The following is a 15,567-nucleotide window of genomic DNA, read 5'->3' as shown; positions in this document are numbered from 1 at the left end:
AGGAGGCTGAGACATGTGCCAATCCTGTCTCTCCTGGTACGCGCGCTGCATTGCTCCCTACCTCGTCCACGCCGGCTGTTCGGCCAACGCTTTCACGGACATGCGAAGGCGTCTGATCCCGCGGGCAGGGGGCGTCGTCGTCGAAGTCGGCTTCGGCTCCGGCCTGAACCTTCCCCATTACGACGCCGCCAGGGTGAAGCGGCTGGTCGGCGTCGATCCCGACGGCACGATGCTGGGCCTTGCCGAACCGAAGAGCCGTTCCCTGCCATTCGATGTCGACTGCATCAGGGCCAGCGGTGAAAGGCTGCCCTTGGCCGACAGCTTCGCCGACACGGTGGTCGTCACCTATGCCTTCTGCACCATTCCGGACCCCGAGGCGGCGCTGACCGAGATCCGGCGCATCCTCAAGCCCACGGGCCGGCTGATCTTCATCGAGCACGGCCAGGCCGAAGGGCCGCGTTGCCGCCGGTGGCAAGAGCGTCTGAACCTGATATGGGGCCGGCTCGCCGGCGGCTGCCACCTCAATCGCGATCCATTGCACCTGATCCGGACGGCGGGCTTTCATATCGTCGAAGCGCAGCGCGAGCGGTTCCAGCTACCCTTCTGGCAGTTGGGAAGTCACCATGCCGGCATCGCGATACCCCTAACGGGTTGACGGGATGCCTCGTCCGCTAACGCCGCCCGCGCCGTATTTCCGCCGGCCGTGGCGCCGAACCCGGCTCCTGCACCAGCGGCCCCAGCAGCACCTCGCCGAACAGTGGCTGGTAGCTGCGGCGCACCGCCGGGTCCTCCTTGAAGGACAGCGCATATTGCCCGATCTGGTGGAAATAGGTGATGCGGGCCCTGACCAGGCTTTCGTCCTCGGGATAACCCATGGCGCGGAAGGAGCGGGTCAGGAGTTCGATGCGCAGGTCATCGATATCCTTGACCTCCTGCGCCAGCTTTTTCGACGTTCGTGACCAGTCGCGCACGGCGAGGTCGAGCAGGGGACTAAACGGCGCCTCGTCGACCCAAACATGCACGATGTCGGTGAAGAACTGCAGGCCGTCTATATCCAGCATCTCGCGCATTGCCCAGAAGGGCTCGCAATTGATATCTCGCCATTCTTGCAGCAGGCCGTCGCGAAGATCGGCCAGGCTGGTGAAATGGAAATAGAAGCTGCCGCGCGTCACCTTGAATTGCTTGGCGAGGCGGTCGATCTTGACCTCGCCAATGCCGTGCTTCTCCAGCACCTTGCGCGCCGCTGCGATCCAGGCCTCGCGACTCAGCGTCTGCCGTGCCGCCTTCCCGGGTGCCGCGGCTTTGGCTGGTCTCCTGCCTTTGGCCGGGGCGCTGTCCGATTTCATCCGATCAAGACCTTCATCGCACACGCAACGCCCACAAAACCGTTCGCCGGCTCCGATGCGCTTCGCGACTCATCAAGTGTCCATCTATCGCGGAAGGCGCAACTCAGGGCAATGCGCTGATCCGCTCCAGCATGAGTTCGAAGAACGGCGCGGGATCGATGCGCCGCAGGACGTTGCAGTTCTTGCGCCGGCCGGTGACGTGCCACCAGTCGACGACGGTCATGCCGATTGTCTCAGGCGAGACAATGTCGACCGTCACCGCGCACTGGCGCTGTTCATAGATTTGCGGTGCCAGGAGATAACCGGTGACGCAGGCGTCGTGGATGGGGCGTGCCGGCGTCTCGAATTTGTGGGTGCCATACTGGCGGTAGAAGTCGGCCAGGTTCGCGGCCTCGATCGCCGCGCGGCTGCCGCTTGCGCGCAGGCGGTCGAGCCACTCAGGCGTCATCAGCGCCGTGTAGGTGCAATCGATGCCCGCCATGGTCACCGGCGCGCCGCTGTCGAACACCTTGTGCGCGGCATGCGGGTCGACGAAGATGTTGAACTCAGCGGCCGGCGTCGCGTTGCCACCCTGGAAGAAGCCGCCGCCCATCAGCACCACTTCGCGCAGACGGGGCACGATCCTCGGCTCCATGGTCATGGCCATGGCCAGATTCGTCATTGGCCCGAGCGTGCAAACGGTCAATTCGCCTTCCGGCGCGTCCATGATGGTGCGCACCATGTAGTTCACCGCGTGTTCGCCCCGCAGCGGCGTCACCGGTTCGGCAAGGTCGGCGCCGTCGAGGCCGGTTTCCCCATGGACATATTCGGCGGTGATCAGCTTGCGCACCATCGGCGCCGGGCAGCCGGCATAAACGGGCACATCGGGCCGCCCGGCGAGTTCGACGACTTTCAGCGCATTCTTCGAGGTCAGGGCAAGCGGCACGTTGCCGCCGACCGTGGTGATGCCGACCACGTCGAGTTCATCAGGCGACCCCAGTGCGAAGAGGATGGCGAAGGCGTCGTCCTGGCCCGGATCGGTATCGATGATGATCTTGCGTGGTGCCATGATGCCGCGTCCTTCCTTTTGCGATCGAAAGCCTATTGATGAGGCCGTTCGGATGTGTAGAAATACAGTACTGTATCTTATGTTCAAGACAGGGTGTTCGAAATGGATGCACAAAAGCGCGGCGATTTTTCCGAAATTCCGATCCTCGACGTTTCGCCGCTCTATGGCGACGACGAAGGCGCGATCAGGGAAACGGCAGCGACACTGCGCCGCTATCTCGAGACGATCGGCTTCCTCTATGTCACCGGCCACCCCATTCCGCGCACCGATGTCGAAGCGGTCCGCGAGGCCTCCAAGCGTTTCTTCGCCTTGCCCGAGGAGGAGAAGGCGAAGCTGAAGATCGACAAGAATTTCCGCGGCTACTTGCCCTTTGCCGGCTCGACCATCGTGACCTCGTCCGTGGCGGCCGTCAGCAAGCCGAACCAGAGCGAATCGATCTTCTTCATGCACGAGGTCGGCGCCGACGACCCCCGGGCCTTGGCCGGCAAGCCGCTGCAAGGCCCCAACCAGTGGCCTGACGAGGCCGCCCTTGCCGGCTTCAGGGAGACCATCGAGCGCTATGTCCAGGAGATGGGCACGCTCGCCCGCAAGATGGTGCGCGCCATCGCGCTTTCGCTCGGGCTGCCCTCCGACAGTCTCGACCGCTATTTCGAGCAGCCGACGACTTTCCTGCGGCTGCTGCACTATCCGACGCAGCCCCAGGAAGAGGGGCTTTTCGGTTCGGCGCCGCACACCGACTACGGCTTCATCACGCTGCTAGCCCAGGACAATGTCGGCGGCCTCGAGGTCAAGAACAAGGCGGGCGACTGGGTTCCCGCGCCGCCGGTTCCGGATTCCTTCGTCATGAATGTCGGCGACATCCTGGCGCGTTGGTCGAATGACCAGTTCGTCTCGACGCCGCACCGCGTCATCAACCGCTCCGGACGCGAGCGCTATTCGCAGCCCTTCTTCTTCGATCCCTCAATGGACGAGACGATCGCCGCACTTTCGGTCTGTGTGCCGGCCGGCACACAGCCGAAATACGAGCCAGTGCTCTATGGCGATTACCTGATGGAGCGCATCGACAAGAATTATCATTATCGAAAGAAGAAGGCGGCCGAAGCAGCCGCTTCCTAAGGGACACCGAGCCCGTGCCGGCCACTGGCCCGGGCTCTGCCGGAAAGACTGCAAACAAGGACAAGAAAAGGGGAACAGCAATGAACAGATATCTGCGAATGACCAGCCTTGCACTGGCGCTCTCCACCACCGTCGGGGGCGGGGTTTCCAAAGCCGCCGACGTGCCGAAATCGGCTGAGGTGAAAGAGAGCGGAACGCTCGCCGTCGCCAACACTCTGGACTTCGCGCCGTTCGAATATCTCGACGCCGACGGCAAGCAGACCGGCATCATCGTCGAACTCGCCGGCGAGGTGGCCAAGCTCGTCGACGCCAAGCTCGATATCCAGCGCACGCCGTTCCCGTCGATGATCCCGGGTCTTGCGGCGGGCCGCTTCAAGATCGCCTGGGAGACCTTCTCGGCCACGCCGGAGCGCCTGAAGCAGGTCGATTTCATCATGTTCCTGAAGGCAGGGCTCGCCGTCTCGACATCGCCTGACAAGAAGGCGAGCTTCAGCGGCGACATGCCGCTCTGTGGCAAGCGCATCGGCGTCTCGGCCGGCAGCGCCTCGGATTTCCTGGTCGACAAGCTCGGTAAGGAATGCACCGACAAGGGCCAAAAGGCTATCGAGAAATCGGTGTTCAACTCCTCCACCGATATCGTCCAGGCCGTGCTTTCGGACCGCGTCGACGCGCGTATGGACGATGCCACCGCATCGAGCTATTTCGAGGTGACGAGCAAGGGCCAGTTGGTGGTCCTGCCGACGCTTTACGAGGTCGCGCCGCTCGGCATGGCGATCGCCAAGGACGACAAGCAGACCGCCGACATGATGGTGGCGGCACTTGCCGAACTGTTCAAGAACGGCACGTACAAAGCTATCCTGGAGAAATACGGCATGGGCGCCTATGCGATCAAGGAACCCTACTTCGTCGGCACCATGGACGCGCTTCGCGCCGAATAGAGACCATCCGGCGCCTGATGAACGTCAGGCGCCGGCCCGCAAGCTGGAGACATCCGATGGGCGTTGCCCTCCCGACCGACATCGGCGTCGAGCCAAGCGTTTCCGCCGCCGTGTCACGACTGACCGTCGTGCCGCAGCGCCGCTATGGCATCTGGGTCGGTACGGCGTTCGCCCTGCTGCTGGCCTTCCTCATCATTCGTGCTTTCGCCAGCAACCCGGCCTTTGCCTGGGGCACGGCAGCCGGATACCTGTTCCATCCCTCGATCATGCGAGGCCTCGGCAACACGCTGATGCTCACCGTCATCATCATGGTGCTGGCGATCATTGTCGGCACCATCATCGCGATCATGCGGGTGTCGCCGAGCCCGGTGCTGCGCGCCTTTTCCGGCGTCTATGTCTGGTTCTTTCGGGGTGTCCCAGCCCTGATCCAGCTGATCTTCTGGTTCAACCTGTCGCTGCTGGTGCGCGAAATCTCGCTGACTTTGCCGTTCATAGGCACGCTGTTTTCCGTGCGCACCAATGATTTCATGACGCCGTTCTTCTCCGCCGTGGTGGCGCTTTCGCTGTGCGAGGCCGGCTACATGGCCGAGATCATCCGGGCCGGCATCAAGTCGGTGCCGTCTGGCCAGTCAGAGGCGGCGAGCGCGCTCGGCATGCCCTACCGCATGATCCTGAAGCGCATCACCTTGCCGCAGGCCATGCGCTTCGTGCTGCCGCCGACCGGCAATGAGGCGATCAACCTCCTGAAGATGACGTCGCTGGTGACGTTCATCGCCGTCGACGACCTGTTCTATACCGCGCAGAGCATCTATGCGCGCACCTTCGAGACCATTCCGCTGCTGATCGTGGTCGCCTTCTGGTATCTCGCGGTGGTCAGCATCATGTCGGTGGGGCAGCATTTCCTGGAGCGCCATTTCGGCCGCAGCGATGTCAGACGCGACGCCCTGACGATGCGCACCTTGCGCAACTTGATCAGCCTGCGCGGCGTTGCTCGATGAGTGATGTGAAGTCCGAAAATCGTGCCCGCTTCGGGGTGCCCGCCAACTCCATGGTGTTCGCGCGCGGCGTGCGCAAAACCTATGGCCAGCTTGAAGTTCTCAAAGGTGTCGACCTCGATGTACCGGAGGGATCGGTCGCCTGCATCATCGGCCCGTCGGGATCGGGCAAGAGCACGTTCCTGCGCTGCATCAACCATTTGGAAAAACTCAGCGGCGGCATCCTGCTCGTCGACAGCCAGTTCGTCGGCTACGACCTCCAGGGCGACAAGCTCTATGAGGTGAAGGACGATCTTCTGTGCCGGCGCCGCGCCGAGATCGGCATGCTGTTCCAGTCGTTCAACCTGTTCTCGCACATGACGGTGATGGAGAACCTGATCGAGGCGCCGATGCAGGTGCGGCGCATTCCAGTCGACCAGGCAAAGACCGAGGCGGAGGTGCTGCTGCGGCGTGTCGGCCTGGCCGACAAGGTCGACCGCTATCCCCGCGAACTGTCCGGGGGCCAGCAGCAGCGTGTCGCGATCGCGCGCGCCCTGGCGATGAAGCCCAAGGTGCTGCTCTTCGACGAGCCGACCTCGGCGCTCGATCCGGAACTGGTCGGCGAAGTCCTGCAGGTTATGCGCGACCTTGCCGAGAGCGGCATGACGATGGTCGTCGTCACCCACGAGGTCGGCTTTGCCCGCGAGATCGGCGACCAGCTCGTGTTCATGGACGGCGGCGTGATCGTCGAACGCGGCGCGCCGCGCGAGATGATCGCCAACCCGGTGTCGCCGCGCACCCGCGAGTTCCTGTCGCGGGTGCTGTAACGAGCGTTAGGGCCACCTCTCAGGCCGCCAACAGCGCCGGGCCTAGCCCCCGTATAATCTTGGCGAGCTCGACGCATTCCCCGTGCCGCGCATTGTTGCGTCGCCAGGCCAGGCAGATCATGCGCTGCGGCATCGGTTCCTGAAACGGCACGATCTTGAGGTCGGGGATGGTGCCGGCGGGGCCGGTCGCCATTTCGGGGATGAGCGTGACGCCGAGCCCGTGCGCCACCATCTGCAGGACCGTGGTCAGGCTGGTCGCGCCATAGCTTGCCATCGCCACCGGCCGCACATTGCCGCAGACGGCCAGCGCCTGTTCGCGCAGGCAATGGCCTTCTTCCAGCAGCATCAGTCTTTCCAGCGCCGGGCTCTCGGGTGGAACCGGCGGCGAGGCAAAGGCCGGATCGTCCGACGGCACGGCCAGGAAGAACCGGTCGGGAAAGAGCGCCTCGGTGATCAGTCCTGGATGGTCGAGCGGAAGTGCCGCGATGAAGGCGTCGAGTTTTCGCGATGCGGTGTCTTCGACCAGGGAGGTGGTGACCGCCTCGCGCAATTCGAGCAGCAAGGCCGGGAAATGCTTCTTCAGTTCGGGCAAGGCGCGCGGCAGAAGATAGGGCGCGACAGTCGGGATGATGCCCAGCCGGAAGCGTCCCTCCATGGCCGTGCGGCCGCGCCGGGCCGTCGTTTCCACGTCACGTATGTCAGCCAGGATGCGCTCGATACGCGGCAACAGGGCGATCGCCTCGTCCGTCATGCGCACCGACTTGCCGCCGCGTTCGAACAGCCGGCAGTTCAGCCGTTGCTCCATTTCGGCGATCTGCGAGGACAGCGCCGGCTGGCTGACACCGGCAAGTTTCGCCGCACGCCCGAAATGCAGCGTCTGCGCCAGCGCGTCGAAATAATGCATCTGGCGAACTGTCAGTCCGATCATGCGGTCAAGGCCATCATAAGAAAATCCTATCGAAATAAACAGGAAAGACAATTTGTTTTTATCGACGGTCTGGCCTAGGCTGGAATGGTTCCAGATTGGCGCGGGCCGCTGGCCGCCCCCAAAATCTCGGCAAAAATCAACCTCGGCAAGTCAAACCTCGGCAAATTGGAGTGAGAGATGGACGCGAAAACCGACGACAGCAGCGCGGGCAAATGCCCTGTCGCGCATGGATCCGCCGGCCGGACCAACCGTGACTGGTGGCCGAACCAGCTTGACCTTGGCGTTCTCCATCAGCAGTCGAACCTGTCGGACCCGATGGGCGAGGACTTCGACTATGCCAAGGAATTCGCCAGCCTCGATCTCGATGCGGTCATCAAGGACCTGCACCAAGTGATGACGGATTCGCAGGATTGGTGGCCCGCCGACTTCGGCCATTACGGGCCGCTGTTCATCCGCATGGCCTGGCACAGCGCCGGCACCTACCGCATCGGTGATGGCCGCGGCGGTGCCGGAGCCGGCCAGCAGCGTTTCGCGCCGCTCAACAGCTGGCCTGACAACGCCAATCTCGACAAGGCGCGCCGCCTGCTCTGGCCGGTCAAGCAGAAATATGGCCGCAAGATTTCCTGGGCCGACCTGTTGATCCTCACCGGCAACGTCGCGCTGGAATCGATGGGCTTCAAGACCTTCGGCTTCGCCGGCGGCCGCGCCGACGTCTGGGAGCCCGAGCAGGACGTGGACTGGGGTTCGGAAACCAAGTGGCTGGGCGACGAGCGCTACTCGGGCGATCGTGAGCTTCGCGGCCATCTCGGCGCCGTGCAGATGGGCCTGATCTACGTCAATCCGGAAGGGCCGAACGGCAAGCCCGATCCGCTGGCCTCGGCCCGTGATATCCGGGAAACCTTCGCGCGCATGGCGATGAACGACGAAGAAACCGTGGCGCTGATCGCCGGCGGCCACACTTTCGGCAAGACCCACGGCGCCGGCGATGCCTCGCTGGTGGGCGCGGAGCCGGAAGGTGCCGGCATCGAGGCGCAGGGCCTCGGCTGGTCGAGCAAACATGCGTCAGGTATTGCCGGCGACGCCATCACCTCGGGTCTCGAAGTCACCTGGACCACGACGCCGACCAAGTGGAGCAACAACTTCTTCGACAATCTGTTCAATTTCGAATGGGAGCTGACGAAGAGCCCGGCGGGCGCCCATCAGTGGACGCCGAAGGGTGGCGCCGGTGCCGGCACGGTGCCGGATGCGCACAACCCCTCGAAGCATCACGCGCCGGCCATGCTGACCACCGACCTCGCGCTGCGGGCCGACCCGGCCTATGAGAAGGTCTCGCGGCGTTTCCATGAACATCCGGATCAGTTCGCCGATGCCTTCGCCCGCGCCTGGTTCAAGCTGACCCATCGCGACATGGGTCCGGCGGTGCGCTATCTCGGCCCGTTGGTGCCCAAGGAAGAGCTGATCTGGCAGGACCCGATCCCGGCGCTCGACCATGAACTGGTCAACGAGCAGGACATCGCATCGCTGAAGGCCAAGATCCTGGCCTCCGGCCTGTCGGTTTCCGAACTGGTCTCGACGGCCTGGGCCTCGGCTTCGACCTTCCGCAACTCCGACAAGCGCGGCGGCGCCAATGGCGCACGCATCCGGCTGGCGCCGCAGAAGGACTGGGAGGTCAACCAGCCTGCCGAACTGGCCAAGGTGCTTGCCAGGCTCGAAGGCATCCAGACGGAGTTCAACACCGCGCAGACCGGCGACAAGAAGGTCTCGCTGGCCGACCTGATCGTGCTCGGCGGTATCGCCGCGGTCGAGAAGGCCGCGAAGGATGGCGGCAACGACGTGAAGGTGCCGTTCACGCCCGGCCGCATGGATGCATCGCAGGAGCAGACGGACGTCCACTCCTTTGCCGCGCTCGAGCCGAAAGTCGACGGCTTCCGCAACTATGTCAGGGGCAAGCAGCCCATGTCGGTTGAAGCCATGCTGGTCGACCGCGCGCAGTTGCTGGGCCTGACGGCGCCGGAACTGACGGTGCTTGTTGGGGGCTTGCGGGTGCTCGGCGCCAACACCGGGCACTCAAAGCACGGCGTGTTCACCGACAGGCCGGGTAGGCTGACCAACGACTTTTTCGTCAACCTGCTCAGCATGAGCACGGTCTGGGATCCGGCTGCCGGTTCTGTTCCGGGTTCGGAAGATGTGTACGAAGCGCGCGACCGCAAAACCAAGGCAGTCAGGTGGACCGGCACCCGTGCCGACCTGATCTTCGGTTCGCATGCGCAGCTGCGGGCATTGGCCGAGGTCTACGGATCGGCGGACGCCGGGCGGAAATTCGCCCGGGATTTCGTTGCGGCATGGACCAAGGTGATGAACGCCGACCGCTTTGACATCGCGGCCTGACCCGAGCTTGAGGACCTACGAAAAGAGGCGCGGGCCACGGCCCGCGCCTCTTGCATTCAGGCTCTGGAATCAATCCTTCTCGAAGACACGCACCTTGGCGACGACGCCGGCAATGGCGCCGCCGATCAGCGGTGCGACGATGAACAACCAGAGCTGGCTGAGTGCGGCACCGCCGGTAAACAGCGCCGGGCCGATCGAGCGCGCTGGATTGACCGAGGTACCGGTGACCGGGATCATGGCGAAGTGAATGCCCGCCAGCGTCAGGCCGATGACCAGGCCGGCAAACGCCGTCGAGTGCTTTTCAGCGGTAACGCCAAGGATCACCGTGACGAAGGTGAAGGTGCCGATCAGCTCCCACAGGAACGCCGAGCTCATGCCCCATTTCGTCTCGTCCCAGCCATTGGCGCCGAAGCCGCCGGTATGGCCGCCGGTCTGGCCGGAAACGATGATCCACAACGCCAGCGAGGCGATGATGGCACCGATGATCTGCGCGATCCAATAGGGGATGACGTCCTTGGCCGGCAGCCGGCCAGCCAGGAACACGCCGAGCGTCACCGCCGGATTGAGATGCGCGCCCGAAATCGGGCCGATCGCATAGGCCGCCGCGATGAGGCCGATGCCGAATGCCAGACCGATGCCTTCCTGGCCAAGCGGCAGCGCGCCGCCGAAGCCCCCCGTCACCACGGACGCCGTACCGATGAACACCAACAGAAATGTGCCTAGAACTTCCGCCAGATAAATCTTCATTGCCCTCTCCTCGTGACGATCCGCCGGTCCACGTTTTCCGCGCCGCGAATCATGACGGCAAGAGTATTCCCAACCGAAAAACTTGGAAAGCAGAGCTGTAGCGCCACACGCCTTCCTTCCGGCCGCCAGTTAAGAACATTAGAGATCTTGTATCTACTAGTCCGCCTGCTTCTAACCGCCGCGAAGATTTACCGGTCGGACAGGTTTCGCCGATCACCGCCAGCTTGCGCTCGCGGCGAAGCCGGGCGGGGTTCAATCCGGACGTGAAAGGCTTTAAGAGCAGACCGGATAATGTGCTCGATTGATGGAATGACGAATGCGACTGGGCGGACGGCTGGCTGCGGCCATTGAAGTGCTGGAGGACATTGGTCGGCGTCACCGGCCGGTGGCCGACGCGCTGAAGGATTGGGGCCTGTCCCATCGCTTCGCCGGCGGTGGGGATCGCGCCGCGATCGGCAACATCGTCTACGACGCGCTGCGCCGCAAGCGCTCCGCCGGCTGGTTGCTGGGCGAAGACACGCCGCGTGCCATCGGCTTCGGGGCGCTGCTGCTCGAATGGAGCCAGACGGCGCAGTCGCTCAACGCAGCGCTCGAAGGTGACAAATTCGCGCCGCCGCTGCTGAGCGCCACGGAACTCCAGGCAATGGCGGAACGCCGGCTTGCCGACGCGCCGCCCGCTGTTCGCGCCGACATTCCCGATTGGTGCGAACCGCTTTTCGAGCGAGCCTTCGGCGAGACATGGGTCGAGGAGGGCGCGGCGCTCGCCACACGTCCGCCGCTCGACATCCGGGTCAACACGCTGCAGGCCAATCGCGCCAAGGTGTTGGCCGAACTCGCGCAGACCGGTGCCAGTGCCGCACGGATCGCACCCTACGGCATCCGCATCCCGCCGATCGACGGTGACGGCCGGCATCCGAACGTGCAAGCCGAGCCGGCCTTTCAGAAAGGCTGGTTCGAGGTCCAGGACGAGGGGTCGCAAATTGCGGCGGCGCTTGCCGGCGCGACGGCTGGCATGCAGGTGCTCGATTTCTGCGCCGGCGCAGGCGGCAAGACGCTGGCGTTGTCGGCGGCGATGGACAACCACGGTCAAATCTTCGCTCACGATGCCGAAAAGGCGCGGCTGGCGCCAATCTTCGACCGCATTCGCCGCTCGGAAAACCGCAATGTGCAGGTCACCACCAAGCCGGCCGAGCTTGCCCCATTGACCGGCCACATGGACATCGTGCTGGTCGACGCGCCCTGCACCGGCAGCGGCACCTGGCGGCGGCGTCCCGAGGCCAAATGGCGGCTGACGCAGAGACAGCTTGATGCCCGCAAGGGCGAGCAGGCGACGATCCTCGATGCCGCCAGAACCTACGTCAAACCCGGTGGCCTGCTGGTCTACGTAACCTGCTCCGTGTTCGACGAGGAGAACGGTGAACAAATCGCCGCGTTTCGCGAGCGGCACGGCGGCTTTGCCCCGGTCGATCATCGCCAGCTCTGGGACAGCCGTTTTCCCGGCCATACCGCCGCGATGCGGATCGGTGCCCTGGGTGGCATTTCGCTCTCGCCGGCGTTGAGCGGCACAGACGGATTTTATTTTTGCGCCTTGCGCCGGGCGAACTGACGCTGTCGTTGACAGCTGCCCGCAGCGCCCCAATTGCAGATGCGCGGCGTTGCGCCGCCACAGGGTGAGTGCTTGCAAAGATATCTGTCGCTTCTGCTGTTCCTCGTCCTGGTGCTGGGCGGAGGCCTGCTGATCGGTTTCGCCACCTTGCCAGGTGCCTGGTATGCATCGCTGGCCAAGCCTTCCTTCAATCCGCCCAACTGGATTTTCGCGCCTGCCTGGACACTGCTCTATGTGCTGATCGCCGTGGCCGGCTGGCGGACATGGTTGCGGGACCCGGCCGGCACCGCGATGAAGATCTGGGGCGCTCAGCTCGTCCTGAATTTCGTGTGGTCGCCAATCTTCTTCGGCGCAAAAATGATGGGGCCTGCTCTGGTCATCATCGTGCTTCTTCTGGCCGTCATCGCGCTGTTTATCGCAAGCGTCTGGACCCGCGATCGGCTCGCCGCCTGGCTTTTCGTGCCCTACGCGGCGTGGGTGGCGTTCGCCACCTTGCTCAACGCCTCGCTTCTTTGGCTGAACTAGGTGGCGTTCGATGCGGTTTGCTGCAGTGCAGCAAAAGCATTTGCCTGCCGCTCATGCCTCTGCGATAAGCTTTCCCGTCAAACGTGAAGGCAACGGCGATGGCAGCAAAGATCGTACCGGCTCCGGACTATGAGGATCGCGTCAGGGCGTCCTTCGCCCGCCAGCAGGCGATGGCGACGATCGGCGCCGAACTGACATTGGTGACCCCCGGCATCATCGAGATCGAGATGCCTTATTCGGCGGCGCTGACCCAGCAGCATGGGTTCCTGCATGCCGGCGTCATTTCGACGGCGCTGGACTCGGCTTGCGGCTATGCGGCGTTCTCGCTCATGCCGGAGAATTCCGGCGTGCTGACCATCGAATTCAAGGTCAACCTTCTGGCGCCGGGCCGGGGCGAGCGTTTTTTGTTCCGCGGTTCGGTGACCAAACCCGGCCGTACCATCATCGTTGCCGACGGCCAGGCCTATGCCTTCGCCGCCGACGGCGAGGCCAAGCTGATCGCCACCATGACCGGGACGATGATGACGGTGCTAGGCCGCGATGGTATCGCTGGGTGAGTGGCCGGTTCGCCGCGGGCGAATTTAATCGTGCCGGCGGCACGGAGCTGCCGCCGGCAGCGGCCATGCCGTTGGCCATAATGTAGCGCAAGCAGGAGGATCGCCATGACTGGCAACGTCGTGCGCATTGGCGGCAAGGATGTCCTCTTCGTCATGGCGGCGCGGGCCGAATATGGCCAGCATCTGCAGCGACTGTTCACGCCGCTGATGACGGGTGTGGGCCCGGTCGAGGCCGGCGTCAGGCTGGGCGCCGAACTGTCCTGGTTGAAGTCGGACAAGGCATTGCCCGATCTGGTGGTATCGCTCGGCTCTGCTGGCAGCCGGACCCTGGAGCAGACCGAAATCTACCAGGCCGTCTCCGTCAGCTATCGCGACATCGATGCCTCGCCGCTGGGCTTCGAAAAAGGCGCGACGCCGTTTCTCGACCTGCCGGTGATCGTACCGTTGCCGTTGCGTATTCCCGAAATCAAGGAGGCGACACTGTCGACCGGCGGCGCCGTCATTACCGGCGCGGCGTACGAAGCGATCGCCGCCGACATGGTCGACATGGAGACCTTCGCCTGCTTGCGCGCCTGTCAGCTTTTCGACATCCCGCTCATCGGGCTGCGCGGTATTTCCGACGGCGCGGCTGATCTCAGGCACGTCGGCGACTGGACCGAATATCTGCACGTCATCGATGAAAAGCTGGCCGACGCCGTCATGCGGCTCGAACAGGCGATCGGTTCGGGCTTGCTCCGGCCGGATTCACCTGGTGACGAGGCGATACCGCTCTGAAAGTCAGGCGACGCAACCCATTGCGCAGACTCGTTTCTTTCTCTAAAGGCTCGCCATGACGACAGCCAATCACACCGACACCGTCCTGATTGTCGATTTCGGCAGCCAGTTTACGCAGCTCATCGCCCGCCGCATCCGCGAGGCCGGCGTGTTTTCCGAGATCGTGCCGTTCCAGTCGGCCGAGGCGGCATTCAAGCGCATCAACCCGAAAGCGGTCATCCTGTCCGGCGGCCCGGCTTCGACGTCCGATATCGGCAGCCCGCGCGCGCCGCAGATCGTCTTCGATGCCGGCGTGCCTGTGCTTGGCATCTGCTATGGCCAGATGGCCATGTGCGTGCAGATGGGTGGCGTCGCCGAAAGCTCCAACCATCGCGAATTCGGCCGCGCCTTTGTCGAGATCGAGAAGGACAGCCCGCTATTCGAGGGCCTGTGGGCCACAGGCCAGCGCCATCAGGTGTGGATGAGTCATGGCGATCGCGTCATCGCCCTGCCGCCTGGCTTCGAGGTGTTCGGCAAATCGGAAAGCTCGCCCTTCGCCATCTTCGGCAATGTCGAACGCAGGATGTACGGCATCATGTTCCACCCCGAGGTGGTGCATACGCCGGATGGTGCGAGGCTGCTCAGGAACTTCGTCCACAACATCGCCGGCATCGAAGGCGACTGGACGATGCGCGCCTATCGCGAGCACGCGGTCGAGGCGATCCGCAAGCAGGTCGGCAAGGGCAAGGTCATCTGCGCGCTGTCGGGCGGCGTGGATTCCTCGGTGGCTGCCCTTCTGATCCACGAGGCGGTCGGCGACCAGCTCACCTGCATTCTTGTCGACCATGGCCTGATGCGCAAGGACGAGGCCGCTGGTGTGGTGGCGATGTTCCGCCAGCACTACAATCTGCCTTTGATCCTGGTCGACGCCTCGGACAAGTTCATCTCGCAGTTGGAAGGCGAGTCCGACCCGGAAAAGAAGCGCAAGACCATTGGCCGGTTGTTCATCGAAGTGTTCGAGGACGAGGCCAAGAAGCTCGGCGGCGCCGATTTCCTGGCGCAAGGCACGCTCTATCCCGACGTCATCGAGAGCGTCTCCTTCACCGGCGGCCCCTCGGTCACCATCAAGTCCCACCACAATGTCGGCGGCCTGCCCGAGCGCATGAACATGCAACTGGTCGAGCCGTTGCGCGAATTGTTCAAGGACGAGGTGAGGGCGCTGGGCAAGGAACTCGGCCTGCCCGAAAGCTTCATCGGACGCCATCCGTTCCCAGGCCCCGGCCTCGCCATCCGCTGCCCGGGCGGCATCACGCGGGAAAAGCTGGAGATCCTGCGCGAGGCCGACGCCATCTATCTCGACGAAATCCGCAAGGCCGGCCTCTATGACGCGATCTGGCAGGCCTTCGCCGTGCTGCTGCCGGTGCAGACTGTCGGCGTCATGGGCGACGGCCGCACCTACGAATTCGTCTGTGCGCTACGCGCCGTGACCTCCGTCGACGGCATGACGGCTGATTTCTATCACTACGACATGGCCTTCCTGGGCGCCGCCGCCACCCGCATCATCAATGAAGTCCGCGGCATCAACCGCGTGGTGTATGACGTCACGTCGAAGCCGCCTGGCACAATCGAGTGGGAATAAAGGTCGGTCGTTCGCCAGCATTCGGCGACTATCGAAGAAACTTCATTAAACCTCTGAATCTTATCTTCTTTTCTCTCTAGGTCTATCGCTGACTATCGCCCCTAAGCGGAATCATTTGACGGTATATCTGACGGCATTCCTTTTCGCGTCATCTTCGCTGCAGACTGATGCCGTC

At 63.7% G+C, this 15,567-nt stretch carries 15 protein-coding genes; 11 read left to right on the top strand and 4 right to left on the bottom strand.

The features are described 5' to 3' along the window. Positions 1-13: 13 nt before the first annotated feature. Positions 14-655 (top strand): class I SAM-dependent methyltransferase, encoded by a 642-nt coding sequence (locus FJ543_RS20040; RefSeq protein ID WP_015316513.1) that lies wholly within the window; start codon positions 14-16, stop codon positions 653-655. A gap of 16 nt (positions 656-671) precedes the next feature. On the opposite strand, the gene FJ543_RS20035 is transcribed toward FJ543_RS20040, so the two are convergent. Then, positions 672-1,346 (bottom strand): TetR/AcrR family transcriptional regulator, encoded by a 675-nt coding sequence (locus FJ543_RS20035; RefSeq protein ID WP_140725594.1) that lies wholly within the window; start codon positions 1,344-1,346, stop codon positions 672-674. A 103-nt stretch (positions 1,347-1,449) separates the two neighbouring features. Then, positions 1,450-2,394, bottom strand: coding sequence for a nucleoside hydrolase (locus tag FJ543_RS20030; protein WP_015316515.1), 945 nt, complete (start codon positions 2,392-2,394; stop codon positions 1,450-1,452). Between the two features lie 102 nt (positions 2,395-2,496). Between FJ543_RS20030 and FJ543_RS20025 the strand changes: the two genes are divergently transcribed. The 4 genes from FJ543_RS20025 (at position 2,497) to FJ543_RS20010 (ending at position 6,249) form a co-directional block, all read left to right on the top strand. Then, on the top strand, positions 2,497-3,510 hold the full coding sequence (locus FJ543_RS20025; protein WP_140876656.1) for a 2OG-Fe(II) oxygenase family protein: 1,014 nt from the start codon (positions 2,497-2,499) through the stop codon (positions 3,508-3,510). Between the two features lie 80 nt (positions 3,511-3,590). Next, positions 3,591-4,448 (top strand): ABC transporter substrate-binding protein, encoded by an 858-nt coding sequence (locus tag FJ543_RS20020; RefSeq protein WP_140660879.1) that lies wholly within the window; start codon positions 3,591-3,593, stop codon positions 4,446-4,448. 56 nt (positions 4,449-4,504) lie between these two features. Further along, positions 4,505-5,446, top strand: a complete 942-nt coding sequence (locus tag FJ543_RS20015) for an amino acid ABC transporter permease (RefSeq protein WP_140876654.1) — start codon at positions 4,505-4,507, stop codon at positions 5,444-5,446. Beyond that, positions 5,443-6,249: an amino acid ABC transporter ATP-binding protein gene (locus FJ543_RS20010; protein WP_140876652.1), complete on the top strand. Its 807-nt coding sequence runs from the start codon at positions 5,443-5,445 to the stop codon at positions 6,247-6,249. The genes FJ543_RS20015 and FJ543_RS20010 overlap by 4 nt, the downstream gene beginning before the upstream one ends. 19 nt (positions 6,250-6,268) lie before the next feature. Here the strand turns inward: FJ543_RS20010 and FJ543_RS20005 are convergent, their stop codons facing one another. Beyond that, the gene (locus FJ543_RS20005; RefSeq protein WP_140876650.1) at positions 6,269-7,177 is read right to left on the bottom strand and encodes a hydrogen peroxide-inducible genes activator; all 909 of its coding nucleotides are present in this window, start codon (positions 7,175-7,177) and stop codon (positions 6,269-6,271) included. A 177-nt stretch (positions 7,178-7,354) separates the two neighbouring features. Here FJ543_RS20005 and katG point away from each other — a divergent pair, with 177 nt between their 5' ends. After that, the gene (gene katG, locus FJ543_RS20000; protein WP_140876648.1) at positions 7,355-9,565 is read left to right on the top strand and encodes a catalase/peroxidase HPI; all 2,211 of its coding nucleotides are present in this window, start codon (positions 7,355-7,357) and stop codon (positions 9,563-9,565) included. Between the two features lie 69 nt (positions 9,566-9,634). Here katG and FJ543_RS19995 read toward each other — a convergent pair whose 3' ends face one another. Further along, complete coding sequence (locus FJ543_RS19995) at positions 9,635-10,312, bottom strand: MIP family channel protein (RefSeq protein ID WP_140614553.1); 678 nt, start codon at positions 10,310-10,312, stop codon at positions 9,635-9,637. A 316-nt stretch (positions 10,313-10,628) separates the two neighbouring features. Between FJ543_RS19995 and FJ543_RS19990 the strand changes: the two genes are divergently transcribed. The 5 genes from FJ543_RS19990 (at position 10,629) to guaA (ending at position 15,392) form a co-directional block, all read left to right on the top strand. Then, the gene (locus FJ543_RS19990; RefSeq protein ID WP_140876646.1) at positions 10,629-11,918 is read left to right on the top strand and encodes an RsmB/NOP family class I SAM-dependent RNA methyltransferase; all 1,290 of its coding nucleotides are present in this window, start codon (positions 10,629-10,631) and stop codon (positions 11,916-11,918) included. 72 nt (positions 11,919-11,990) lie between these two features. Further along, on the top strand, positions 11,991-12,443 hold the full coding sequence (locus tag FJ543_RS19985; RefSeq protein ID WP_224623095.1) for a TspO/MBR family protein: 453 nt from the start codon (positions 11,991-11,993) through the stop codon (positions 12,441-12,443). Between the two features lie 98 nt (positions 12,444-12,541). Next, complete coding sequence (locus tag FJ543_RS19980; RefSeq protein WP_015316525.1) at positions 12,542-13,000, top strand: PaaI family thioesterase; 459 nt, start codon at positions 12,542-12,544, stop codon at positions 12,998-13,000. A gap of 105 nt (positions 13,001-13,105) precedes the next feature. Next, positions 13,106-13,774, top strand: a complete 669-nt coding sequence (locus tag FJ543_RS19975) for a 5'-methylthioadenosine/S-adenosylhomocysteine nucleosidase (protein ID WP_015316526.1) — start codon at positions 13,106-13,108, stop codon at positions 13,772-13,774. A 55-nt stretch (positions 13,775-13,829) separates the two neighbouring features. Next, entirely contained in the window at positions 13,830-15,392 is a 1,563-nt protein-coding gene (gene guaA, locus FJ543_RS19970) for a glutamine-hydrolyzing GMP synthase (RefSeq protein ID WP_140876644.1), read from the top strand. Positions 15,393-15,567: the final 175 nt, after the last annotated feature.

The sequence above is a fragment of the Mesorhizobium sp. B2-5-7 genome, from assembly GCF_006440875.1.
Taxonomy (GTDB): domain Bacteria; phylum Pseudomonadota; class Alphaproteobacteria; order Rhizobiales; family Rhizobiaceae; genus Mesorhizobium; species Mesorhizobium australicum.
This window is presented reverse-complemented; position numbering and strand designations above follow the sequence as displayed.

Excerpts from the sequence above, each read along its gene's own strand:
- FJ543_RS20040 (WP_015316513.1), top strand. The coding sequence starts at position 14 with ATGTGCCAATCCTGTCTCTCCTGGTACGCGCGCTGCATTGCTCCCTAC.
- FJ543_RS20035 (WP_140725594.1), bottom strand. The coding sequence starts at position 1,346 with ATGAAATCGGACAGCGCCCCGGCCAAAGGCAGGAGACCAGCCAAAGCC.
- FJ543_RS20030 (WP_015316515.1), bottom strand. The coding sequence starts at position 2,394 with ATGGCACCACGCAAGATCATCATCGATACCGATCCGGGCCAGGACGAC.
- FJ543_RS20025 (WP_140876656.1), top strand. The coding sequence starts at position 2,497 with ATGGATGCACAAAAGCGCGGCGATTTTTCCGAAATTCCGATCCTCGAC.
- FJ543_RS20020 (WP_140660879.1), top strand. The coding sequence starts at position 3,591 with ATGAACAGATATCTGCGAATGACCAGCCTTGCACTGGCGCTCTCCACC.
- FJ543_RS20015 (WP_140876654.1), top strand. The coding sequence starts at position 4,505 with ATGGGCGTTGCCCTCCCGACCGACATCGGCGTCGAGCCAAGCGTTTCC.
- FJ543_RS20010 (WP_140876652.1), top strand. The coding sequence starts at position 5,443 with ATGAGTGATGTGAAGTCCGAAAATCGTGCCCGCTTCGGGGTGCCCGCC.
- FJ543_RS20005 (WP_140876650.1), bottom strand. The coding sequence starts at position 7,177 with ATGATCGGACTGACAGTTCGCCAGATGCATTATTTCGACGCGCTGGCG.
- katG (WP_140876648.1), top strand. The coding sequence starts at position 7,355 with ATGGACGCGAAAACCGACGACAGCAGCGCGGGCAAATGCCCTGTCGCG.
- FJ543_RS19995 (WP_140614553.1), bottom strand. The coding sequence starts at position 10,312 with ATGAAGATTTATCTGGCGGAAGTTCTAGGCACATTTCTGTTGGTGTTC.
- FJ543_RS19990 (WP_140876646.1), top strand. The coding sequence starts at position 10,629 with ATGCGACTGGGCGGACGGCTGGCTGCGGCCATTGAAGTGCTGGAGGAC.
- FJ543_RS19980 (WP_015316525.1), top strand. The coding sequence starts at position 12,542 with ATGGCAGCAAAGATCGTACCGGCTCCGGACTATGAGGATCGCGTCAGG.
- FJ543_RS19975 (WP_015316526.1), top strand. The coding sequence starts at position 13,106 with ATGACTGGCAACGTCGTGCGCATTGGCGGCAAGGATGTCCTCTTCGTC.
- guaA (WP_140876644.1), top strand. The coding sequence starts at position 13,830 with ATGACGACAGCCAATCACACCGACACCGTCCTGATTGTCGATTTCGGC.